Source organism: Dyella sp. LX-66 (assembly GCF_018599165.1).
Lineage (GTDB): Bacteria > Pseudomonadota > Gammaproteobacteria > Xanthomonadales > Rhodanobacteraceae > Dyella_D > Dyella_D marensis.
The window spans coordinates 143520-166320 of sequence record NZ_JAHFVJ010000007.1; the positions used below are offsets into that span (position 1 = coordinate 143520).

At 68.1% G+C, this 22801-nt stretch carries 22 protein-coding genes; 12 read left to right on the plus strand and 10 right to left on the minus strand.

The window, feature by feature from the left end; genetic code table 11:
* Window positions 1-59 precede the first annotated feature (59 nt).
* The gene (locus tag KK141_RS15435) at window positions 60-1319 is read left to right on the plus strand and encodes an MFS transporter (protein WP_250901780.1); all 1260 of its coding nucleotides are present in this window, start codon (window positions 60-62) and stop codon (window positions 1317-1319) included.
* Between the two features lie 48 nt (window positions 1320-1367).
* Here KK141_RS15435 and KK141_RS15440 read toward each other — a convergent pair whose 3' ends face one another.
* From KK141_RS15440 to KK141_RS15455, 4 genes are all read right to left on the minus strand, one after another.
* Window positions 1368-2300: a DUF2268 domain-containing putative Zn-dependent protease gene (locus KK141_RS15440; protein WP_214571455.1), complete on the minus strand. Its 933-nt coding sequence runs from the start codon at window positions 2298-2300 to the stop codon at window positions 1368-1370.
* Window positions 2301-2450: 150 nt separating this feature from the next.
* Window positions 2451-5918 carry a methylmalonyl-CoA mutase family protein gene (locus KK141_RS15445; protein WP_214571456.1) on the minus strand — a complete coding sequence of 1156 codons (3468 nt, stop codon included), beginning with the start codon at window positions 5916-5918 and terminating at the stop codon, window positions 2451-2453.
* 94 nt (window positions 5919-6012) lie between these two features.
* Window positions 6013-7143: a PepSY-associated TM helix domain-containing protein gene (locus tag KK141_RS15450; RefSeq protein WP_214571457.1), complete on the minus strand. Its 1131-nt coding sequence runs from the start codon at window positions 7141-7143 to the stop codon at window positions 6013-6015.
* A gap of 164 nt (window positions 7144-7307) precedes the next feature.
* Window positions 7308-8237 carry a transporter gene (locus KK141_RS15455; protein ID WP_250901781.1) on the minus strand — a complete coding sequence of 310 codons (930 nt, stop codon included), beginning with the start codon at window positions 8235-8237 and terminating at the stop codon, window positions 7308-7310.
* 173 nt (window positions 8238-8410) lie between these two features.
* On the opposite strand from KK141_RS15455, the gene KK141_RS15460 reads away from it, so the two are divergent.
* Window positions 8411-9886: a PLP-dependent aminotransferase family protein gene (locus KK141_RS15460; protein ID WP_214571458.1), complete on the plus strand. Its 1476-nt coding sequence runs from the start codon at window positions 8411-8413 to the stop codon at window positions 9884-9886.
* 1 nt (window position 9887) lies between these two features.
* Here KK141_RS15460 and KK141_RS15465 read toward each other — a convergent pair whose 3' ends face one another.
* Entirely contained in the window at window positions 9888-10514 is a 627-nt protein-coding gene (locus KK141_RS15465; protein ID WP_214571459.1) for a YceI family protein, read from the minus strand.
* A gap of 27 nt (window positions 10515-10541) precedes the next feature.
* On the opposite strand from KK141_RS15465, the gene KK141_RS15470 reads away from it, so the two are divergent.
* Entirely contained in the window at window positions 10542-11591 is a 1050-nt protein-coding gene (locus KK141_RS15470) for a hypothetical protein (protein ID WP_214571460.1), read from the plus strand.
* Between the two features lie 21 nt (window positions 11592-11612).
* Here the strand turns inward: KK141_RS15470 and KK141_RS15475 are convergent, their stop codons facing one another.
* Together KK141_RS15475 and KK141_RS15480 are read right to left on the minus strand one after the other, a co-directional pair.
* Complete coding sequence (locus KK141_RS15475; protein WP_167254100.1) at window positions 11613-12389, minus strand: LytTR family DNA-binding domain-containing protein; 777 nt, start codon at window positions 12387-12389, stop codon at window positions 11613-11615.
* Window positions 12386-13444: a histidine kinase gene (locus KK141_RS15480; RefSeq protein ID WP_214571461.1), complete on the minus strand. Its 1059-nt coding sequence runs from the start codon at window positions 13442-13444 to the stop codon at window positions 12386-12388. The genes KK141_RS15475 and KK141_RS15480 overlap by 4 nt, the downstream gene beginning before the upstream one ends.
* A 186-nt stretch (window positions 13445-13630) precedes the next feature.
* Between KK141_RS15480 and KK141_RS15485 the strand changes: the two genes are divergently transcribed.
* A complete protein-coding gene (locus tag KK141_RS15485) occupies window positions 13631-13981 on the plus strand; it encodes a hypothetical protein (protein WP_214571462.1) in 351 nt (116 codons plus the stop codon).
* A gap of 91 nt (window positions 13982-14072) precedes the next feature.
* Here the strand turns inward: KK141_RS15485 and KK141_RS15490 are convergent, their stop codons facing one another.
* Both KK141_RS15490 and KK141_RS15495 read right to left on the minus strand, forming a co-directional pair.
* Window positions 14073-15014 carry an alpha/beta fold hydrolase gene (locus KK141_RS15490; RefSeq protein WP_214571463.1) on the minus strand — a complete coding sequence of 314 codons (942 nt, stop codon included), beginning with the start codon at window positions 15012-15014 and terminating at the stop codon, window positions 14073-14075.
* Between the two features lie 18 nt (window positions 15015-15032).
* Window positions 15033-15635, minus strand: a complete 603-nt coding sequence (locus KK141_RS15495; RefSeq protein WP_214571464.1) for a TetR/AcrR family transcriptional regulator — start codon at window positions 15633-15635, stop codon at window positions 15033-15035.
* Window positions 15636-15747: 112 nt separating this feature from the next.
* Here KK141_RS15495 and KK141_RS15500 point away from each other — a divergent pair, with 112 nt between their 5' ends.
* From KK141_RS15500 to KK141_RS15510, 3 genes are all read left to right on the plus strand, one after another.
* On the plus strand, window positions 15748-16551 hold the full coding sequence (locus tag KK141_RS15500; RefSeq protein ID WP_214571465.1) for a M48 family metallopeptidase: 804 nt from the start codon (window positions 15748-15750) through the stop codon (window positions 16549-16551).
* A 142-nt stretch (window positions 16552-16693) separates the two neighbouring features.
* On the plus strand, window positions 16694-17023 hold the full coding sequence (locus tag KK141_RS15505) for a YXWGXW repeat-containing protein (protein WP_214571466.1): 330 nt from the start codon (window positions 16694-16696) through the stop codon (window positions 17021-17023).
* Between the two features lie 74 nt (window positions 17024-17097).
* Window positions 17098-17448 carry a YXWGXW repeat-containing protein gene (locus KK141_RS15510; RefSeq protein WP_214571467.1) on the plus strand — a complete coding sequence of 117 codons (351 nt, stop codon included), beginning with the start codon at window positions 17098-17100 and terminating at the stop codon, window positions 17446-17448.
* Window positions 17449-17460: 12 nt separating this feature from the next.
* Here the strand turns inward: KK141_RS15510 and KK141_RS15515 are convergent, their stop codons facing one another.
* Entirely contained in the window at window positions 17461-18189 is a 729-nt protein-coding gene (locus KK141_RS15515; RefSeq protein ID WP_214571468.1) for an AraC family transcriptional regulator, read from the minus strand.
* Between the two features lie 140 nt (window positions 18190-18329).
* Here KK141_RS15515 and KK141_RS15520 point away from each other — a divergent pair, with 140 nt between their 5' ends.
* Genes KK141_RS15520 through KK141_RS15540 form a run of 5 tightly spaced genes read left to right on the plus strand, consistent with a single transcriptional unit; the run spans window position 18330 to window position 22800 of the window.
* Window positions 18330-19271: a 4-hydroxyproline epimerase gene (locus KK141_RS15520; protein WP_214571548.1), complete on the plus strand. Its 942-nt coding sequence runs from the start codon at window positions 18330-18332 to the stop codon at window positions 19269-19271.
* Window positions 19268-20374, plus strand: a complete 1107-nt coding sequence (locus KK141_RS15525; RefSeq protein WP_214571469.1) for an FAD-dependent oxidoreductase — start codon at window positions 19268-19270, stop codon at window positions 20372-20374. Before KK141_RS15520 ends, KK141_RS15525 begins: the two co-directional genes overlap by 4 nt.
* Window positions 20371-20616: a 2Fe-2S iron-sulfur cluster-binding protein gene (locus KK141_RS15530; protein ID WP_214571470.1), complete on the plus strand. Its 246-nt coding sequence runs from the start codon at window positions 20371-20373 to the stop codon at window positions 20614-20616. Before KK141_RS15525 ends, KK141_RS15530 begins: the two co-directional genes overlap by 4 nt.
* On the plus strand, window positions 20609-21898 hold the full coding sequence (locus KK141_RS15535; RefSeq protein ID WP_214571471.1) for an FAD/NAD(P)-binding oxidoreductase: 1290 nt from the start codon (window positions 20609-20611) through the stop codon (window positions 21896-21898). Before KK141_RS15530 ends, KK141_RS15535 begins: the two co-directional genes overlap by 8 nt.
* A complete protein-coding gene (locus KK141_RS15540) occupies window positions 21895-22800 on the plus strand; it encodes a dihydrodipicolinate synthase family protein (RefSeq protein ID WP_214571472.1) in 906 nt (301 codons plus the stop codon). The genes KK141_RS15535 and KK141_RS15540 overlap by 4 nt, the downstream gene beginning before the upstream one ends.
* Window position 22801 lies beyond the last annotated feature (1 nt).

Sequence of the window (22801 nt, forward strand, 5' to 3'; positions counted from 1 at the left end):
CCGGCCGCCGTCACCGCATGACCGAAAAGCCCGGCACTGCCGAAATCTCCCGCGCCTCCATGGCGGTCGCCGCCCTCTCGACCGTGGTCGAGTGGTACGACTTCACCCTCTATCTCTATTTCGCCACCGTGCTGTCGCGGGTGTTCTTCGGCGGCGGCGAGAGTTCGCTGCTGGCCACCCTCGCCGGCTTCGCCATCTCCTACGCGATGCGGCCGCTCGGCGCGATGGTGTTCGGCCATATCGGCGACCGCATCGGGCGGCGCCGCACCCTGCTGCTGTCGATGATGCTGATGACCCTGGCCATGCTGGCCACGGCGCTGCTGCCGTCGCATGCCAGCATCGGCTCGACGGCGGGTGCGCTGCTGTTGCTGCTGCGCTGTTTCATGGCGTTCTCCGTCGGCGGCGAATACACCGGCGTGGTGGCTTATCTGCTGGAAGGCGCACGCAAGGACCGGCGTGGCCTGATCACCTCGCTGGCCTCGGCCGCCAGCGAGATCGGCGCGCTGCTGGCGGTGGGCGTTTCCGCATTGACGGTGAGCGCCATGAGCACGGCGCAGTTGGATGCCTGGGGTTGGCGCATCCCGTTCTTCGTCGGCGCGGCGCTGGCCGGCTGCGTGTGGATCGCGCGCTCCACCATGGAGGAGTCGCCGGACTTCGTGCGCCAGATGGAGCAGCACACCGTGCCGGATTCGCCGCTCGGCCACACGCTTGCCCACCACCGCCCCGCCCTGTTCCGCACCTTCGCCATCTCGGCGCTGGGTTCGATCACCTACTACGTGGGCATCACCTATGTGCCGGCCTTCCTGAGCTCGTCGGGCATCCTCGCCGAAGAGCGCTCGCTGTGGCTGTCGACCGTGGCCGCGGTGGCGGTGATCCTGGTCACGCCGCTGGCAGGTGCGCTGTCCGATCGCGTCGGCCGCCGGCCGGTGCTGGTGTGGCTTGCCGCGGCGGGGGTGCTGTTGCCCTTGCTGATGTTCGAGTGGATGGCGCGCGGGACGGAGGTGGATATCGCGCTGAGCGCGATCGTGCTGGCGTGTCTTGCGGGTGGCGTCAGCGCGGTCGGCGCGCCGGCAACCGCCGAGCAGTTTCCCGGCGAAGGCCGGCTCAGCGGCTTGGCGCTGGGTGTGACGATGGCGACGGCGATCTTCGGTGGGCTGACGCCATTCCTGGCCGAGTTGCTGATCGGCGTCACCGGGTGGAAGGTGATCCCTGGCGTAATGATCGCCGCGGTGGCTCTGCTGGTGCTGCCGGTGCTGGTGCGGATGCCGGAGACGCTGCCGGCATCGACGGATGCGCTCACGCAAGCCGATCGCGCCTGATGCCGCAGGACGTCATTCCGGCGCGGGCCGGAATGACGAAAACGCGCCTCAGGGAAACCGCATCCCCGGCGTCCATCCGCTTGCCGCGAGAAATGCCTTCGCATCCTTCATCTCGAGGATGTCGCGCACCGCCTGCCGCTTGTCCTTCGCATGCAGGTAGTACGACTTGACGATGCGGTAGCCCACCCAATAACCGATGTCGCCCGGCTTGGTCAGCGTGCCGTTGTAGAGCCACGCCGATAGATCGGTCTTGTCCTGGTCGGCGAGGAAGGCGGTTTCCAGTTCCTTCTCGCGCCCCTTGGTCATCGCCGGCAAACCGGTATACGCCACGCTGCCGGACACCTGCTCGCCGACGAATTCCGCCGCGCCTTCCAGCAGGGACTGCTGCAGCACGGTCGGCTTGTCCCCATTGAAGAACGCCGGCGATTTGCGCGCCTGTTGCGCGTGAGCGTACTCGTGCGCCATCACATGCACGAAGCGGTCTTCGGGATTAGCTTCGAGGTAGCTGATGGCGCATAGGGCTTCGAGACCGATGATCACGCCCTGGTCGTCGGTGACGCCCACGGGCTTGCCGCGGCTGACGGCGACGGTGGTGGGCACCGCCTCCATCGGCGGGTAGAGCTGGCGAAAGCGCGCCAGGGCCGTGATGAGGCGCGCGCGGGCGCCGGGCAGCACCGCCATGCAGCGCTTGGCATCGGCATAGACGGCGGGTTGCGTGGCCATGAACTTGGCGATCGCCTCGCCGGTGACCTTGCGCAGTTCGGCCAGGCGGTGGAGGCCTGCGGAGCCGGTGTCGAGGTAGTCGTGCTGGAGCTGTTCGGCGGCGGGGTGGCCGCTGGTGGCGTCGTAGAGGTGGTAGAAGCGGTAGACGTCGTCGACGTCGATGGTGGGGCCGGGAGTGGCGGTGCTGGTCGAGTCAGCGGCGAACGCGCTGGAGCAAAATGCGGCGAACAGGGCAATGGCCAAGTACAACTTCGTCATGCGTTTCCCCCTGATGTTGGTTTGGCGCTGCTGACAGATCCTTCGGTCGCAGCGTTATCGCTAGAGCGGCCCCTCACCCTGCCCTCTCCCCGGAGGGGAGAGGGGTGAAAGCCTGAGGGATAAAAAAAGGGGCCTCGCGGCCCCTTTCGCTTACATGTTGCGGCGGTACTCGCCACCCACGTCGTACAACGCATGGCTGATCTGCCCCAGCGAGTTGTACTTCACCGCCTCCATCAGCTGCTCGAACACATTGCGGCGTTCGCGCGCGGTGTTCTGCAGGACCTTGAGGCTTTCCGGGGCCAGGCCGTTGCGGGCCTTGGCATAGGCCTGCACATTGTCGATCTGCTGGCCCTTCTCTTCTTCGGTGGAGCGGATCAGCTCGATCTCGGTGGCGATCTCGCCGCCGTGGTCCTTCGGCAGGAAGGTATTCACGCCGATCAGCGGCAGGCTGCCGTCGTGCTTCTTCTGCTCGTAGTACATCGACTCTTCCTGGATCTTGCCGCGCTGGTACATGGTGTCCATCGCGCCGAGCACGCCGCCGCGCTCGCTGATCGCCTCGAACTCGCGGTAGACGGCTTCTTCCACCAGGTCGGTAAGCGCGTCGACCACGAAGCTGCCCTGCCAGGGGTTCTCGTTGAAGTTCAGGCCCAGCTCGCGGTTGATGATCAGCTGGATCGCCACCGCGCGGCGCACGCTCTCCTCGGTCGGCGTGGTGATCGCCTCGTCGTAGGCATTGGTGTGCAGGCTGTTGCAGTTGTCGAACAGCGCGTACAGCGCCTGCAGCGTGGTGCGGATGTCGTTGAACTGGATTTCCTGCGCGTGCAGCGAGCGGCCGGAAGTCTGGACGTGGTACTTCAGCATCTGGCTGCGCGCGCTGGCGCCGTAGCGTTCGCGCATGGCGCGGGCCCAGATGCGGCGGGCCACGCGGCCGATCACGGTGTACTCCGGGTCCATGCCGTTGGAGAAGAAGAACGACAGGTTCGGCGCGAAGTCGTCGATGTTCATGCCGCGCGCGAGGTAGTACTCGACGATGGTGAAGCCATTCGACAGCGTAAAGGCCAGCTGGCTGATCGGGTTCGCGCCGGCCTCGGCGATGTGGTAGCCGGAGATCGACACCGAATAGAAGTTGCGCACCTTGTGGTCGACGAAATACTGCTGGATGTCGCCCATCATGCGCAGCGCGAATTCGGTGCTGAAGATGCAGGTGTTCTGCGCCTGGTCTTCTTTCAGGATGTCCGCCTGCACGGTGCCGCGCACGGTCTGCAGGGTTTCTTCCTTGATGCGCGCGTACGTCTCTTCGTCCACCAGCTGGTCGCCGGTGATGCCGAGCAGGCCAAGGCCCAGGCCTTCATTGCCCTTGGGCAGCTCGCCCGAATAGCTCGGACCGCCGTGCGGATGCAGCGCGGCGATCTTCTTCTGCGCCGCGCTCCAGCGCGCCGGATCGGCCTTGAGATGCTTCTCCACGTTCTGGTCGATCGCGGTGTTCATGAACATCGCCAGGATGATCGGCGCCGGACCGTTGATGGTCATGGACACCGAACTGCTGGGCGCGCTGAGATCGAAGCCGGAATACAGCTTCTTCATATCGTCCAGCGTGGCGACGTTGACGCCCGAGTTGCCGATCTTGCCGTAGATGTCCGGACGCGGCGCCGGGTCCTCGCCATACAGCGTGACCGAGTCGAACGCGGTGGACAGGCGCGTGGCCGCGCCACCCTGGCTCAGGTAATGGAAGCGGCGGTTGGTGCGTTCCGGCGTGCCTTCGCCGGCGAACATGCGGGTGGGGTCTTCACCGGTGCGGCGGTACGGATACACGCCGCCGGTGTAGGGGTAATAGCCCGGCAGGTTCTCGCGCATCAGGAAGCGCACCAGGTCGCCCCAGTCCCTCGTCTTCGGCGGCGACACCTTCGGGATCTTCTGGTGGCTCAGCGATTCGCGATAGTTCTCCACGCGGATCGTCTTGTCGCGCACCTTGTACTCGTTGTACTCGTCGGTGACCGACTTGTAGCGCGCCGGCCAGTCGTGCAGCAGGTGCACGGCCTCGTGGCTCAGCTCCTTCACCGCCTGGTTGTAGCGCTGGCGCAGCGTGAGCAGGGTGCGGTCGGCGCCCTCCTCGTGCAGCGACTCGCTGTCGTAGCGCGACAGCTCGCGCGGCAGGCGCGCATCGCCCAGGTCCTTCAGCGACTCGTAGTAGTGCTGCGCCTTGCTGGCGAATTCCGCCTCGCGCTCGATCTCCGTATTGATGCCACGGCCCTGCTCGGCGATCTCGGCCAGATAGCGCACGCGGCTGCCGGGAATCAGCACGGTGGCGCGCGGCTCCTTCAGCGAGGTGTCCAGATCGGGCGTCCACTTCGGCGCGGGCAGGCTGAGCTTGTCGCGCAGCAGGCGGCACAGGTTGGCGAACATCCAGGTCACGCCCGGATCGTTGAACTGGCTGGCGATGCTCGGATAGACCGGCACTTCCTCGTCCTTCAGGGCGAAGGCGGTGCGGTTGCGCTTCCACTGCTTGCGCACGTCGCGCAGCGCGTCTTCGGCGCCGCGCTTGTCGAACTTGTTGAGCACCACCAGTTCGGCGAAGTCCAGCATGTCGATCTTTTCGAGCTGGCTGGCCGCGCCGTAGTCGCTGGTCATCACGTACATCGGGAAGTCGACCAGGTCGACGATCTCCGAATCGCTCTGGCCGATGCCAGCGGTTTCCACGATCACCAGGTCGTAGGGCTGCGCCTTGAGGAAGTCGATGCAGTCGTGCAGCACCACGCTGGTGGCGGCGTGCTGGCGGCGCGTGGCCATCGAGCGCATGTAGACGCGATGGCTGCGCAGCGAATTCATGCGGATGCGGTCGCCCAGCAGCGCGCCGCCGCTGCGGCGGCGGGTCGGGTCGACCGCCAGCACTGCGATGCGCATTTCCGGGAACGCGTGCAGGAAGCGCAGCAGCAGTTCGTCCACCACCGAGGACTTGCCCGCGCCGCCGGTACCGGTGACGCCGAGCACCGGCGTCTGCTTGCCGGCCATCTTCCACTGCTTGCGCAGGTGTTCGAGCTCGGCGTCCGGCAGCTCGCCTTCCTCGATCGCCGAGAGCATGTGGCCGATCGAGATCTCGTCGTCGATATCCACGCGCGGCGCGACGGCGGTGGCCTGCTCCGCGTGGGCGCGCTTGTCGGCGGCCTCGCGGGTGCGGCGCATCACGTCCTCGATCATCTCGGTGAGGCCGAGCTTCATGCCGTCGTTCGGGTGGTAGATGCGCTCCACGCCGTAGGCCTGCAGCTCGCGGATTTCTTCCGGCGTGATGGTGCCGCCGCCGCCGCCGAACACGCGGATATGCGCGGCGCCGTGTTCCTTGAGCATGTCCACCATGTACTTGAAGTACTCGACGTGGCCGCCCTGGTACGAGGACAGCGCAATCGCGTCGGCGTCTTCCTGCAAGGCGGCGCGGACCACGTCCTCCACCGAGCGGTTGTGGCCCAGGTGGATCACCTCCGCGCCCTGCGACTGGATGATGCGGCGCATGATATTGATCGCCGCGTCATGGCCATCGAACAAGCTGGCGGCGGTGACGAAGCGCAAGGGACGGCCTTCGTGCACTGCAGCACTGGCGGAAACATGCTGGGCGGGGGAACTCATGGCGACTCCAACTCAAGGATGTGCGTAAGACCCGCAATTCTAGTGTGGAATGCCGTTAAGCGCTTGCTGCAACGCGCGTACCTGGGCGTACGGCTCAGGCCTTGCCAAGCGCCTGCTGCGCATGTTTGCGGTGGCGCGTGCGCGTACGCCAGAACAGAAAACCGGTGACCAGGAAGAACGCCGGCAGCACACCCACCACACCAATCACGAGTTGCCACGGCACGCCGCCCACCTGGCCGGAATGCACCGGGTAGATCTTGTCGACCAGCTTCGCGCCGCCGCCTTGCGTCTGCGCGTCGTACACCGACAACACCTTCGCGCTGTACGGATCGACCACCACCACGCTGCGGCCCACCGCATTCCACTCCTGCGGGCCGCGTGCGCGGACGGTCAGCGCGGCGTTCTGGTCGTTCGGCAAGGTGATGCGGCGCAGTTCGGCCTGCGGCAGCGCGGCCTGCGCGGCGGCGAGCGCGGCGGACCATTGCAGCGGCGCGTCGCTCGGCGTGACGGCCGGCGCTTTCGGCGGCTTCGACGACTTGTCGCCGAACAGCGCGGCGAGCGCGCTGCGCGTGGTGTCCTTGTAGATCAGGGTGACGCCGGTAAGCGTGCTGAGCAGCAGGAACGGAAACAGCAGCGCGCCGACGCCCTGGTGCCAGCTGCGCCAGCGGCGCGTCGGCGGTTGCGCGTACATGCGCACCGCATGGCGCCAATGCCCGCGGCGCGGCCACCACAGGGTGAGGCCGATCAGGATCAGGCTCAGCTCCGCCAGGCCGAGCACGCCAAGCGCGGTTTCGCCATTGTGTCCGCTGAGCAGATGCGTATGCAGATCGCGCAACCAAAGCACGAAATCGTCGTTTTTCGAGCGCACCAGCAACGGATGTCCATCCCTTGGATCGAGATAAACGCGTTTTTCCCCACCGAGGGAGAGTTGCCACATCGGCATGTCGGCAGTGGGCGTATCGATTGCGCGCAAGGGCGCCGGCCAATGCGTGGCGTGGATGCGTTCGAGGATGGCAGCTCGCTGCTCCGGCGTCGGCACCGCATGCGCGAACAACTCCGGATGGCGCCAGCGCAGCAGGTCCGTCTGGAAGGCCAACACCGTGCCGGACAAAGCCAAGACCACGAACGCCAGGCCGACGCTCAAGCCCAGCCACAGATGCAGCTTGCGCAGCAGGTCGCGGAGGCGCCAAGGGTGGCGTGCGGTCGGGTGGGACGTGGCGGGCATCGGTCGCGCTGGCCTGGAATCAGGGGCGCGACCTTAGCATAGGGATGAGAATGGTTCGCATCTTACCGGGGTTCCTTCTCTCCGTTTTCTCGACCCTCCGCTCGCTGCTCCGCCCGCCCCCTGACCCCAGCCCTCTCCCCGGAGGGGAGAGGGGGCAACAAGAATCAATGCACGTAATTAAGTGCGATGGCCGGCGTCACCGAGCGCTTGGTGTTGTTGCCGCCGGCAATCACCCGCACGCCGAACAGCACGCCGATATTGGGCGACCAGTTGTATTCGATCGCCGGCGCATAGCCCACCGCATCGCTGCGGCCGAAGCGGTTGCTCACCCGCACCGGCTCCATTCCCGGTACCACGTTGAAACCCTTCACCCAGGTGTTGCCGTTGTGGCTGTAGGTCAGGTCCAGCGCCAGCACCCAGCGCGTGGTCAGGCTGTATTCCAGCGCGGCGCCCACGTAGAAGTTGTCGCCGCCGCGCGCATGGCCGCGGAAATCCTGGCCGGTGCCGTAGGTGCTGATGCCTTCGACGTCCGCGCGTCCGGCAAAAGTGGTGGTGGCATTCAGGCGCGCACGCAGGATGCGCCCGTTCGGCATCCAGAAAAAACTCTGCATGTTCACGCCCACGGTAGTGGCGTAGGCGCCGCCGCCCATGCCATTGGCGGGGCGCCGGCCCAGGCGGTCGTAGCGCCCGGTGGGCACGGCCTCCTGCACCATCAGCGACACGGTCGGCACCCAGCTGCCTTCGTGGAAGCGGATCAGCCGGTACTGGAACTGCAGGATCTGGTCGCCCAGGCCAATGCCGGAACTGTTCGGGCCGTTGCTTACCCGGTTGTAGCCGATGATCGGAATGGCGCCGACGGTGATGCGGTCGGTCAGGCCGTACAGCACGTAGGCGCGCGAACCGAACGCATCGACGCCGGGCGTCATCACGTCATAGATGTACGGCTCGATCAGCATATGGCCCTGCGGCAAGGTCTCGGCGCCGTTGGCCAGCATGGGGCCGGTCCACCAGGCGTCGTCGCGCGACTGGCGGATGGGCGCGCCGGCGTCCTGCGCCATCGCCGCCGATGCCAGCAGACATGCCAGTAGAACCAACAGCCCACCCGGCAACCCAAGCCTCGCCCTGCCCTTCATGATCTGCCCCACGCTCAAGTCCGTCTCCGCTCTCCTGCCCGGCCACACGCCGCCGGGCAACACTACGAATGGCAGTGGCGAGGGCGAATAGCCACTTGGCTATCATCCGCCATGACCACTTGAGGCCCACCCGCATGCCGCGAGCGTCCACTTCGTTCCTGCCCCCGATCGCGCTGGAAAACGGCAGCGGCGTGCCGATCTACCAGCAGCTTTCCGAATGGTTCCGCCGCGCCATCGCCGACGGGCAGTTGCGCCCCGGCCAGCGCGTGCCATCCACCCGCAGCCTGGCCACCGAGCTGCGCGTGTCGCGCCTGCCGGTGCTCAGCGCCTACGAGCAGTTGCTGGCCGAAGGCTATCTGCAGAGCTTCGTCGGCGCCGGCACCTGCGTGGCCCGCTCGATCCCCACCGCTGCGCTGAAGCCCGCCCGCCCCCGGCTGTCCGTCGTGCCGGTCGCCAGGCAGCAAGCCAACCGCCGGGTGGCGCAGCGCGTGGCCGCCATGCGCACGCCGGAACAGACCTGGCTGGACAGCCAGGGCGCGTTCCGCGTCGGCCTGCCCGCGCTGGAGCATTTCCCGACCGAGCTGTGGGCCAAGCTGCTCAATCGCCACGCGCGCACCCCGAGCACGGAGTCGCTGGTCTATGGCGATCCGCGCGGCTGCCCGCTGCTGCGCGAGGCCATCGCCGACTATCTCGGCGCGGTGCGTGCGGTGCGCGTGGAAGCGGCGCAGGTGCTGATCACCACCGGTTCGCAACAAGGCGTGCAGATCTGCGCGCATGCATTGCTCGACGCCGGCGACCGCGCCTGGCTGGAAGACCCCGGCTATCCCGGCGCGCGCCAGGCCTTCGGCACCATCGGTGCGCGGATCGTGCCGGTGCCGGTGGACCAGGAAGGCCTGGACGTGGCCGAAGGCATCCGCCGCGCGCCGGATGCGCGGCTGGCCTATATCTCGCCCTCGCACCAGTTCCCGCTGGGCATGACCATGAGCGCGGCGCGGCGCATGCAACTGCTGCGCTGGGCGGCGCGCTCCGGCGCGTGGATCGTGGAGGACGACTACGACAGCGAATACCGCTTCGGCGGTCGCCCCGTCGCCTCGCTGCAAGGCCTGGATACCGAAGAGCGCGTGATCTACGTCGGCACCTTCAGCAAGGTGATGTTCCCTGCCCTGCGCCTGGGCTATCTGGTGGTGCCGAAGGATCTGGTCGACACCTTCGCCGCCTGCCGCGACGCGCTGGATACCTGCACCGCCACGCTGCCGCAGCTGGCCATGAACGACTTTATCCGCGAAGGCCATTTCGCGCGCCATATCCGCCGCATGCGCGTGCTGTACGCGGAACGGCGCGCGGCCCTGGTCGCCTCGATCCGCACGCATCTGCCGCAGCAGCTCGAAGTGATCGGCGCCGAAGCCGGCATGCAGCTGGTGGCGCTGCTGCAGCCCGGCGTGGACGACGTGGCGCTGTCGCGCCGCGCGGCCCTGGTGGGCGTCTCCGCGCGGCCGCTGTCGCTGTGCTACGCGGAGCCGCCCGCGCGGGGCGGGCTGATCATGGGCTACGGCGGCGCCGACGCACGCGCGCTCGACGAGGCAGTGCGCCGGCTGACGAGCTGCCTGTGAATCAGGGCGCGGCGGCTTTCCTGGCGCCGGTTTCATCGGCGATCGCCTCGACCTGGATGCGCAGCGCCACGTCCATCTTGAAGCCATAGTCCTTGCCCCCGGCCATGCCGAAGGCATCGCGCTGGAACGTCGCGGCGGCGTCGGCGCCGCACACCTCGCGCTTGTACAGCGGATGCGGCATGCACTTGAAGGAGTTGATGGTCAGCTCCAGCGGACGCGTCACGCCATGCAGGGTCAGTTCGCCCACCACCTTGGTGGGCTTGCCGTCGACGAAGCCGGCGAGCTTGCCCTTGTAGGTGGCCTTCGGGTACTTGGCGGTTTCGAACAGCTCGGGGCCGCGCGCGGCTTCGTCCATCTTGTCCAGGCCGAAGTTGGCGCTGTCCATGTCTACCGCGATGTCCACCGTGCCGGCGCCCGCGGCCTTGTCCAGCGTGATCTTGCCGCTGGTGCGATTGAACTTGCCGCGCCATACCGACAGGCCGCCGAAGTGATCGGCCTCGAAGCTCGGATAGGTGTGGGCGGGGTCGATGGTGTAGGTGGCAGAAGCGGCGTGCGCGGATGCGCCGGCCAGGGCCAGGGCGGCGGTGGCGAACAGGGTGCGCAGGGGGCGGTGGGCGATGGCGTGCATGGTCGGCGTTCCTCAAGTAGACGATGGATGTTTCGCCGGTGCGATGACCGGCTTGCCAAGGCGACGAACTACGGCGCCGAAAATCGACACGTCACCTCTAGCGGGTTGTCATCGCCGCACGACATACTCGAGCCTCGGCAAGACAATCAGGGGAAATCGATGAAACGTTTAGGGCTGTTGCTGCTCTGCGCAGCAACTTGCGGAATAGCTGTGGCGCAAACCGCCAGCGAAGTGCGCGCAAAGGCTGAGTCCAGCCTGCTGGTCAATGGTCACGTCGTCGTGGCACCGGACGGTACGGTAAGTTCTTTCGACCTCGACCGGCAAGAGTCGGAAGCGGTGACCGCGCTGATCAAGCAGTACTCCTCCAGCTGGCGCTTCGAACCGGTGCTGGACAACGGCAAGCCGGTTGAAGCGAAGGCCCCGATGCACCTGCGCGTAGTGGCCTCGCCCGATGGCGACGGGTATCAGCTGCACGTCGTCAGCGCCTCCTTCGGCAGCCCGAGCGACCATCGCGATGAGCTCGTCACGATCAAGGACCACAGCGCACGCCCTACTTTTTCCGCCAGGGCAAACTTTCAGATGCAGCAGGGCGGCAGCATCCGCCAGGCCGGCCCCGCACGCCCGGCAGGCGGTACCTATCCGACCGGCACCGTCTTCATGGTTGCGCGCGTCGAGCGTGACGGCAGCATCAGCCATGTGACCGCCGAACAAGTCAATCTCGACAAAGTGGGTTCCGAGCCGGTCATGCGCGAGATGCGCAAGACGCTGGCCGAAGTCAGCACCCGCGCAGTGCGCCTGTGGACCTTCAATCCGCCATCTGCCGGTCCGCTGAAGGATGCCGACGGCTGGATCGTCCGCGTGGCGATCTCCTACCACCAGTACGCGCCAACCGAGAAGGATGCGCGTGACGCCACCTGGCACACCTATATCCCCGGCCCGAAGGAACCGGTGCCGTGGATGGACGAGTACCGCAGCCAGCAAAAGCCCGGCGGCGTAGGCATCGATGCCTTGCCTGACGACGGCGTGCTCACTCTTGGCACCGGCCTGCACCTGCTCAATCAATCGGACCACACCTGATCCGCTCCTGCGCGGACGCCGCTACGGCGTCCGCGCATTCAGCCGCACCAGATCGCGGAACGCATCGTGCTGGTAGCGGCTCATGCGCAATTCCTGCCCGGTACTCAGCACCAGCATGTGATAGCCCTTGAACCACGGGTGGATCGCCTGGATGCGGTCGATGTTGACGATGGCCGAGCGGTGCACGCGCGCGAACTGGCGCGGGTCGAGGCGTTCTTCCAGCGCGGCCATGGTCTCGCGCAACTCGTAGGTGTCCTTGCCCACGTGCAGGCGCACGCAGTTGCGGTTGGCTTCGATCCAGTCGATGCGCGCCACCTCCAGCAGGATCACGCTGCCGTCCAGCGGAATCGGCAGGCGGCGCGCATAGCTCTGTTCGCGCCGCAGCTCGGCCAGCGCCTGCCACACCCGCGCGGGCGCGGCATCGCCGCCCTCGCCCGCTAACCGCCGCCGCACGCGCCGTAGCGCGGCATCGAAGCGTTCGCTGCTGAAAGGCTTGACCAGGTAGTCCACCGCGTTCGCTTCGAACGCGCGCACGGCGTATTGCTCATAGGCCGTGACAAATACGGTAGCCGGCAGATTTTCTTCGCCCAGCGCCGCGGCGACGTCGATGCCGGTCATCTCCGGCATCTGGATGTCCAGGAACACCAGGTCCGGCCGCAGCTGGCGGATCGCTTCCAGCGCGCTGGCGCCATCGCCGAATTCGCCGGCGATGGCGATCTCCGGCTCCTTGCGCAGCAGGCGCGCGATGCTGTGCCGCGCGATCGGCTCGTCGTCGACGATGAAGGCGCGGATGCTCATGCGGCCGCCGCGCCCAGCGCGCGGAACGGCAGGCGCAGGCGGCAGGTCACGCCCTGCGGCGACATCGCGTCGATATAGACCGTGGCGAGATCGCCATACAGCTCTTTCAGCCGCAAGCGCGTGTTGGACAGGCCGATGCCGCGCGTGAAGGCTTCTTCCGGGGTCACTTCCAGCACGCCGTTGCGGTTGCGCACTTCCAGGTAAAGGCTGTCGGTATCGCGGTGCGCGAACACTTCCACCGTGTCGCTGCCGGCATGCCGCCCGATGCCGTGATGGATGGCGTTTTCCACCAGCGGCTGCAGGATCAGGCCGGGCACGGCACCGCCGAGCGCGGAGACGGCCGCGTCGACGCGCGTATCGAGGCGGTCCTTGAAGCGCACGCGCTGGATGCCGAGGTACAGCTCCAGCAGCTCCAGTTCGCGGGCCAGTGCAATCTCCTGGCGGTCCTCGTCGAGATAGACGCGCAGCAGTTCGCTCAGGCGCAGCAGCATGTCCTCGGCGACTTCCGGCTCCTCGCGGATCAAGGTCGTGATCGCATGCAAGGTGTTGAACAGGAAATGCGGCTGCAGCTGCATCCTCAGCACCTGCAGGCGCGACTGCGCCAGCAGCGCCTGCAATTGGTCGGCGCGGCGGTCCTTCTCGCGGAAGAAGCGCATGGCATGCCAGCCCACCACCAGCACCCAGTAGATAAAGAAATCGATGAAGACGTATTTGTCGATGAACTGCTGCAGCTGGTCGTCGAACGGCGGGTTGCCGGGTTCCAGCAGATGGCCGAGCGTGGCGCCGATCAGCACGGCGCAGGCGGAGAACACCAGGCTGCCGGCGATGTAGACCGGCGCGTAGCGCCACTGCGCGGTGGTGTCGACGGTGAAGCGCCGCGCCAGCGCGAACACGCCCGGCGCCAGCACGGCCAGCGTGTACCACTGCACCATCGCCCAGCGGATATAGTCTCCCGCGTTCCAGGTATGCCCGCGCATCGCATCCATGCTGTAGCCCTGGATGGCGAACAGCACGGCCGGCACGCTCCACGCGGCCAGGTAACGCCAGAATCGCATCGCACTCCTCCATCCACGAGGCGTCCGCATCCTACACAGGCCGAGCCGCTGGCGAACAGACTCGGAGGTCACGGCTGCCATTCGTCCCGCGCCGGCTACGATCCGTCCCTCAACGGCCATGCACGAAGGGCGCTTCGCGCCCAATCCGCGCATCGCCGCCCGGGCGGCATCTGTGGAGAGGAAGCCATGAACCGTCGCCTTGCGCTGCTGCTTGCCGGTGTGTCGCTCGCCTGCGCGCTGCTGCCAACCGTCGCCGCTGCGCAGACGCGCTATCTGGAGGTCTACAACGACGCGCCTTCCAGCCTGGTGACGCTGGCCGTTGCGCCGGCGGGGACGGAGGCGTTCCGTGCTGTCCCTATCGGCGATCGTCCGCTGATCGGTGGTGGCAACGCGGTAACGGTGGCGATCGATGGCAAGGAAGGTTGCCGCCGCGATCTACGCGCCACCTTCGCCGACGGGCGCTCGCTGTTGCAGCGCAACTTCGACGTGTGCCGCTATCGCAGCTACCGCACGGGACGCGTACTGCCGCCCAAGTAGCACCATGCAGGTTGGGGTGAGCCGGCAGGCGAACCCCGACAACACGATGCGGCTACCCCGCAAGCGACGATGTTGGGGTTGTCACCCCAACCTACGCCACGCCGTAAGGCAGGTTTGGCGTCGCGACCACGCGTTCGCCCACCGTCTCGCCGCGCAGGAAAGCAAAGGTCGCCTCGATCACTTCGGGAGCATCGAGCACGCGGTGATGTCCCAGCCCCTGCGTGGTGAGCAGACGCGCGCCCGACCAGTAGCGGGCATAGCGCTCGCCCTCTTCCCACGGCACGTCGCGGTCGTCGAGGTCGTGCACCACCAGCCCGGACTGGCCCAGCGCCGGCAAATGCTTGTGCACCTGCAGCTCGCGCACGGTCACGCCGGTGCGGCGCTCCAGCCATCCATAAAACGCCTCGCGCAGATGGTCGCCCAGCTTCACGAAGCGGAAGAAGCGGCCGGTGGCGGCTTCCATATCGGCCGCGGGCGCCACCAGCACGAGTTGGCGTGCCAACCAGGTTTCGCTCTGCGCCAACGCCAAGGCGGCGCCACCGAGCGAATGGCCGATCGCCAGCGCGGCATGCCCGTAGTGCTGGCCGACCGCGCGGATGGTGGCGATGAAATCCGGCAGCGTGCACAGGCGTCCGGTGCTGCGGCCATGGCCGGGCTGGTCGAATGCGACCACCGCCAGGCCTGATTCGCGCAAACGCTGCACCCAGGGCAGATAGCGCAGGCCGAAGCTCGACCAGCCATGCACCAGCAGCGCATAAGGCTGCGTCGCCGGATCGCCCCATACATACGTGGCGATCTTTTCTCCGCCGACCTCCAGCTCACCCTGCCGCATCGCTTCGTCCGGCTGCGCCGCCAGCGCGCGGCTGCGGCTGCTGGCGAACGGCGTGGCGAACAGGCGCGCGGCGCGGTCCACCGTGCGGCGCGGGGCGATACGCCCGCCCACGGCAAAGCTGGCGCGCACGGCGCCGAGTTTCAGCAGAAGGCCGGCGCTGGGGCGGCCGTGCGGGCGATGGGCGCGTTGCGTGCGGGGCATGGGGGAGCTCCTGGGGGTTCAGGTGCGATAACTGGCGAACAGGCGATCGACGGCCGCCAAGGTGCGGCGGCGCGCTTCCTCGAAGCCGAACAGGCCGGCGTCGTGATGCAGCACGAGCATGAAGGCGTAGATCTCGAAAGCGAGCTGGCTGACGTCGGTACCGCGGCCGAGATGCGCTTCGTCCACCGCCTGCCCGATCGCCTTTTCCAGCTGGCCGCGCCAGCCGGACTGCTGCCGCACCACCGCGTCGTGCAGCGCGCCGTCGCGGCCGTCGTATTCGCCGACGGCGGACAGCAGCACGCAGCCGCGCTCGTAGCGCTGCGCCCAGTCGCACCAGTTCTCGACGATGGCGCGCAGGCGCGGCAGGCCGCGCGAGGTCTTCAGCGCGGGCAGCAGCACATTGTCCATGAAGCGCTGCGCGCCCAGCTCCAGCACGGCCAGCTGCAGGTCTTCGCGCGAACCGAAATGCGCGAACACGCCGCTCTTGGACATGTCCGCCGCCTGCGCCAGCGTGCCGATCGACAGGCCTTCCACGCCGTCGTTGCAGGCCATGGCGTAGGCACGGTCCAGGATCATCTCGCGGGTGGCGGCGCGCTTGCCGGGGGTGGTGGTGCTGTTCATGGGGCTGGAAAATAGAACGACCGTTCGTTCTTTTCAAGTGCCGAACTGGCACACAATGCGCCGCCGAACGCAAGGTTATGCTTCGGACCAGTTTTCCAGGGAGGTAAAACGCATGAAATTCCGCCTGCCGCTCGTGCTGGCCCTAGGCGCCCTGCTCTGTGGCTGCTCCACCTCGCCCACCGGGCGCAAGCAGCTGATGATGGTCTCCGACGGGGATATGTCGAAGATGGGCCTGGCCGCATTCAACGATATGCGCACCAAGGGCAAGTTCGCCGACGCGCCGAAGGAGCGCGCCTACGCCACCTGCGTCGCCAACGCCCTCGTGGCCGTGCTGCCGGCGCCGTGGAATACCCAGCAATGGGAAGTGCAGATCATCGACGACAACACGCCCAATGCCTTCGCGCTGCCGGGCGGGCGTATCGGCGTGAATCGCGGCATGTTCAAAGTGGCGTCCAACCAGGACCTGCTCGCCGTGGTGCTGGGCCATGAGCTGTCGCACGTGGTGTCGCGCCATGGCGCCGAGCGCATGTCCGACAACATTGCCGCCCAAGTGGCCGTGGTCGCCGGCACCGCCTATGCCGCCACCCGCGGCACCAATGTCGGCTACGCCGCGGCGGCGCTGGGCGTGGGCGCGGAGGTCGGCATGCTGCTGCCGTTCTCGCGCATGCAGGAAAGCGAGGCGGACACGCTGGGCCAGCGCTACATGGCGCAGGCCGGCTTCGATCCGCGCTCCGCTCCCACGCTGTGGGAGAGGATGGCGGCGCAGGCTCCCGGCGGCCCCAAGCAGCCGGCCTTCATGTCGACCCATCCGGCTTCGTACAACCGCCAGCAGGCGCTGACCAAGCAGGCCGACCAGCTGATGCCGGTGTACGAGCAGGCGCGCGCCAGCGGGCACAAACCGAACTGCGCGATGTAGCGGCTTGCGCGGCCGCGCCCAGCCGCGGCCGCGCGTTCCACCCTGCCCATTTCTGAACGAGCCGGCCGGCCGCGGTCAACAGGCGCAGGCCCATGCCGTTTTTCCGTGCGAGCCACACGCTGCGTGGCCGAGGAGAAACCGCATGAAAACGCTGGCACGAACCTTCGCCGTGCTGACCGCGCTGGGCCTGGGCCTGGGCGCTTCTGCCTACGCCCCCGATGCCGCCGCCCGCACGCAGATTTCCGTGGGCATCAATGTCGCGCCGCCCGCGCCGCGCTACGAAGTAGTGCCTCCGCCGCGCGTCGGCTACGCCTGGGCGCCGGGTTACTGGCGCTGGGATCCGTATGCACGCCGCCACGTGTGGGTGGTCGGCCGCTGGCTTCCGGCGCGCCACGGCTACGTCTATCGCGCACCGCGCTGGGAACCGTACCGCGGCGGCTGGCGCTTCCACGACGGCTACTGGGGCCACTGAGCCCGGCTTGATTCCGACGCGGCTGCCTTGAGGCAGCCGCGTTTTTCTTGACTCTCGAAGAAGGGGTACTTCCGATGCAGATTCGAATCGCGGCGCTCGCCGCGCTGACCATGCTCGCCAGCGGCTGCGTGGAAGAACGCGTGGTGCACGAGCGCCCGGTGGTGGTGGAACGTCCGATCGTCCGCCGCGACGTAGTCGAGGTGATCGCACCGCAGCCGCCGCCGGAGCGAATCGTGGAAGTGGAACCGGCACGCCGCCCGGGCTATGTGTGGGCGCGCGGCTACTGGCGCTGGAGCGGGCGCGAATACGTCGCCGTGCCGGGGCATTGGGAAGTCGAGCGTCCGGGCTATCACTATGTCCATCCGCACTACGAACACCGCAACGACGGCTGGCATCTCAACGTCGGCGTGTGGGTGAACGGCTGAGCTCGATCCGCTTTACGCTGCCGGCGCCGCACGCGTGGCGCCGGCAGCCATCGCCCGGTAATCCCGCGGCGTCATCCCCACCGTCGCCTTGAACTGCCGCGCGAACGCGCTCTGGTCGGCAAAGCCGCAGGCAAGGCCAATGGCCGCCACGCTCTCGTCGCCGCGCAGCAGGCGCATCGCCGCCTCGATGCGCAGCTTGGTCTGCACCTGCTGCGGCGTCAGCTGGAACACGCGGCGGAAATGCCGCTCCAGCTGCGCCACCGACACGCCAGCCAGCTCGGCGAGCTTCGCCACCCGCACGCCTTCGGCGTAGTGCTCCTGCAGATAGGCAAGCACGCGGCGCAGCCGCACATAGGTGGGATGGCGGCCATCCGGCTTGCCCAGGTCGCGCGAGATGCCGACGATGCCGTGCACCTCCCCGCGCTTCAGCAGCGGCCGTTTGCAAGTGAGGCACCAGCCGGGCACGCGGTTGGGGAACATGTGCACTTCGAGCTGGTTCTCGATCACTTCGCCATCGAGCACGCGCCGGTCCTGCGAGGCGTAGGAGCCGCCCAGCGTCGCCGGAAACAGCTCGACCACGCTGCGGCCGATCACGTCCGCGCGCTGCTTCAGGCCCAGCCGGCGCACCAGGGTGAGGTTGGCATGGGTGTAGCGGCCCTGGCCGTCCTTCACGAAGAACACCACGTCGGGCAAGGCGTCGAACAGCGCCTCCAGCTCGTCGGCCGAAATCTTCATGTCCATCGCAGGTCCTGCCCCGTCGCGAAGCCTTGTGCAATCGCAGCATGGCATAAAACCGGCCTGGCGCATTGTGCCGATTTCCGCATCGAGCGATGCCAAGCCTTGCTAGACGCTCGACCGCCGCGGCGGCGAGCATGTCCGGCATGCATACCATCGACGTAATCGACTCGCACACCGGCGGCGAACCCACCCGCACCGTCATCGCCGGCTTCCCCGACCTCGGCGCCGGCACGCTGATGGAACAGCGCGAACGCTTCCGCCGCGATTTCGACCGCTGGCGCGCCGGCATCGCCTGCGAGCCGCGCGGCTCGGCCACCGTGGTCGGCGCCCTGCTGCTGCCGCCGCAGAGTGCGGAGGCCTGCGCCGGCGTGATCTTCTTCAACAACGTCAGCTATCTGGGCATGTGCGGCCACGGCACCATCGGCGTGGTGCGCACGCTGCAGCACCTGGGACGCATCGGCCCCGGCCTGCACAAGATCGAAACGCCGGTGGGCACGGTGGGTGCGGAATTGCATGCCGACGGCCGCGTGTCGATCGACAACGTCGAAAGCTACCGCCACGCCAAGGACATCAGGATCAGCGTGCCCGGCTACGGCGACGTCACCGGCGACATCGCCTGGGGCGGCAACTGGTTCTTCATCACCAAGGACACGCCGCTCGCGTTGGACATCCAACACCAGCGCGAACTCACCGCCTACACCGAAGCGATCCGCCGCGTGCTCGAAGCGCAAGGCATCACTGGCGCCGAAGGCGGCGAGATCGACCATATCGAGATCAATGCCGACCTCGGCGCCAAAGCCTGCCGCAACTTCGTGCTGTGCCCCGGCCTGGCCTACGACCGCTCGCCCTGCGGCACCGGCACCAGCGCCAAGCTGGCCTGCCTGGCGGCGGACGGCAAGCTCGCGCCGGGCGAGGTGTGGCGGCAGGAAAGCATCCTCGGCCAGGGGAGCGAATTCGAAGCCACCTACGCGCCGGGCGCGCGCGGCGTGAAGCCGCGCATCACCGGCAGCGCGTTCGTGGTGGCGCGTTCAACTTTGCTGTTCGACGAAGCCGATGCTTTTACCTGGGGCAGCGGCGCGGAATGAGCGTAGCGGTCTACGACTTGGTTGTGATCGGCGCGGGCATCGTCGGCGCGGCCTGCGCGGACGCGGCCAGCGGCGATGGCCTGCGCGTGGCGATCGTGGAACCCGGCCCGATCGGCGGCGGCGCCACCGCGGCGGCGATGGGGCATCTGGTGGCGATGGACGACGATCCCGCCGAGCTGGCGCTGGCCCGCTACTCGCTGCGCCAATGGGAAGCCTTCGCCGACCTGCCGGAAGCCGAATTCAGCCGCTGCGGCACCTTGTGGGTGGCGCGCGAGGAACGCGAACTGGCCTCCGCCGCGGTACGCGCCGCGCGCCTGGGCGCGGCCGGCGTGGAAGCGCAACTGCTGGACGACCAGCAGCTCTACGAACTGGAACCCGAGCTCGCCCCCGGCATGAGCGGCGGCATGCTGGTGCCGCGCGAAGCCGTGGTGTATCCGCCGCGCATGGCGCGGCACCTGGTGGGCCGCGCGCAATCGCGCGGCGCGGTGCTGTATGCCGGCCGCCGCGTGCAGGCGCTGCGGCGGGGCGGCGCGCAACTGGACGATGGTTCTTCGCTCAGCGGCCCGGTGCTGGTCGCCACCGGCTGCGCCCTGCCTGCATTGCTGCCGCAGTTGCCGATGCGCGCTCGCAAGGGGCATCTGGTCATCACCGACCGTTATCCCGGCCTGCTGCGCCACCAGCTGCTGGAACTGGGCTATGCCGACAGCGCGCACGGCGATGCGGACAGCAGCGTCGCCTTCAATGTGCAGCCGCGTCCCACCGGGCAGATCCTGCTCGGCTCCTCGCGCGAATTCAGCGCCACCGATGCGGCCGTCTCGCCGGCCATGCTGCGCCGGATGCTGGAACGCTGCTTCGCCTTCGTACCCGCGCTGCGCGAGCTGCAGGCGCTGCGCGCGTGGACCGGCTTCCGTCCCACCACGCCAGATGGACGTCCCTACCTCGGCGCCGTCCCCGGCGCCACCGACCAATGGGTGGCCGCCGGCCACGAAGGCCTGGGCGTCACCACCGCGCTGGGCAGCGCGCGCCTGCTGCTGGACCTGATCCAGCAGCGCCAGCCGGCGATCGATCCCGCGCCTTACGCACCGTCGAGGCTGGCCGCATGAGCGGGACGGTGCGATTGCAGGTCAACGGCCAATCGGTCGAGGTGCCGGCCGGCGCCAGCGTCGCCGCCGCGGTGGCGCATTGGACCTTGCATTTCCGCACCTCGGTCAGCGGCGAAACGCGCGCACCGCTGTGCGGCATGGGTGTGTGTTTCGAATGCCGCGTGCGCATCGACGGCGTCGCACACCAGCGCGCATGCATGACGCCCGCACGCGACGGCATGCAGGTGGACAGCCATGACTGAGCGCTACGACGTGCTGGTGGTCGGCGCCGGCCCCGCCGGCCTCGCGGCGGCAAGCACCGCGGCGGCGCATGGCGCGCGCGTCGGCCTGCTCGACGCACAGCCGCGCGCAGGCGGCCAGGTGTGGCGCCACGACGTACGCAAGCCGGCGCCGCGCGCCGCACGCGAAGCCATCGCCGCCTTGCACGGCGTGAACCTGCTGGCGCAGCACAGCGTGATCGCCAGCGAAGACGGCGCGCTGCGTGTGGAAACGCCGGAAGGCTCCGCCCTGCTCACCTACGGCGCCCTCGTGCTTGCCACCGGTGCACGGGAATTGCTGCTGCCCTTCCCCGGCTGGACGCTGCCGGGCGTGAGCGGCGCGGGTGGCTTGCAGGCGCTGACCAAGCAAGGCTGGCCGGTGGCCGGCAAGCGCGTGGTCATCGCCGGCAGCGGCCCACTGCTGCTCGCCGCCGCGGCCACCTTGCGCACGCACGGCGCCAAAGTCGTCGGCATCCACGAACAGGCCTCCGCCGACAGCGTGCATGCCTTCGCGCGGCAACTGCTGCACTGGCCCTCGCGCGCGGCGCAGGCCTTGTCCTTGCGCGCAAAACTCATGGGCGTGCCGTATCGCTTCGGTTCGGTGGTACGCCACGCGCATGGCGAAGATGCCGTGCGCCTAGTGGAAATCGAAGACGCGCACGGCACCACCTGCGTGGACTGCGATCTGCTCGCCGTCGGCTACGGCCTGGTGCCGAACGTGGAACTGGCCCAGCTGCTCGGCTGCGCGCTCGACCACGCGCCAACCCATCCGCAGGTGCAGGTGGACGAACTGCTGCGCACCAGCGTATCCGCCATCTTCGCCGCAGGCGAAGCCTGCGGCATCGGCGGCCTGGCGGCCGCGCGCATCGAAGGCGCCATCGCTGGCCATATGGCCAGCGGCCATGCCGACGAAGCGCGCGCCCTGCTGCCGGAACGCGATCGCGCCCGCCGCTTCGGCGCGCTGCTGGCCAGGCATTTCGCACCCGGCGCACGCGTACACGCACTGGCCACGCCGCACACCCTGATCTGCCGCTGCGAAGACGTGACGCTCGGCGCGCTCGACGGCTATGCCGACGCACGCGAAGCCAAGCTCGCCACCCGCTGCGGCATGGGCGCCTGCCAGGGCCGCATCTGCGGCACCGCGCTGGCGGAACTGGGCCGCTTCCCGCGCGGCGCCGGCCGTCCACCTTTGTTTCCCGCGCGCCTCGCCACCCTGGCGGGGCTTGCCACTTCCCCTTCCGACGACGCATCGAGGTCAACGACATGAGCACTGCATCCATCTGGCGCGGCGTGATTCCCGCCATCACCACGCCCTTCACCGCTGACGGCCAGGTCGACCACGCCTTCCTTGCCAAGCACGCCAACCAGCTGATCGACGCCGGCTGCACCGGCATCGTGCCGCTCGGTTCGCTGGGCGAAGCGGCCACGCTCAGCTTCGACGAGAAGCTCGCCATCATCCGCACCCTGGTGCAGGCGTTGAACGGCCGCGCGCCGGTCATTCCCGGCATCGCCGCGCTGTCCACCGACGAGGCCGTGCGCCTGGCGCAGCAGGCGAAGGCGCTGGGCTGCTCGGGCCTGATGGTGCTGCCGCCGTATGTGTATTCCACCGACTGGCGCGAGATGGGCGCGCACCTGCGCGCGGTGATCGCGGCGACCGACCTGCCCTGCATGCTCTACAACAACCCCGTCGCCTACAAGACGGACTTCGCGCCGGAACAGATCGCCGAACTGGCGAATGCCTTCCCCAATGTGCAGGCGGTAAAGGAATCCTCCGGCGACGTACGCCGCTTCGCCGGCATCCGCGCCCTGCTCGGCGACCGCGTGGAACTGCTGGTGGGCATGGACGACGCCATCGTCGAAGGCGTGGCGATGGGCGCGCGCGGCTGGATCGCCGGCCTGGTCAATGCCTACCCGAAGGAATCGGTGAAGCTGTTCGAGTTGGCTCGCGACGGCGGCGCCGATGCGGCGCTGGAACTGTACCGCTGGTTCCTGCCGCTGCTGCGCCTGGACACGGTGCCGACCTTCGTGCAGCTGATCAAGCTGGTGCAGGCCAAGGTCGGCATGGGCAGCGAGCAGGTGCGCGCGCCGCGGCTGGCCCTGGTCGGCGAACAGCGCGAAGCTGCACTGCGCGTGATCGACCACGCCATCGCCCACTCACCCAAGGTGTGAC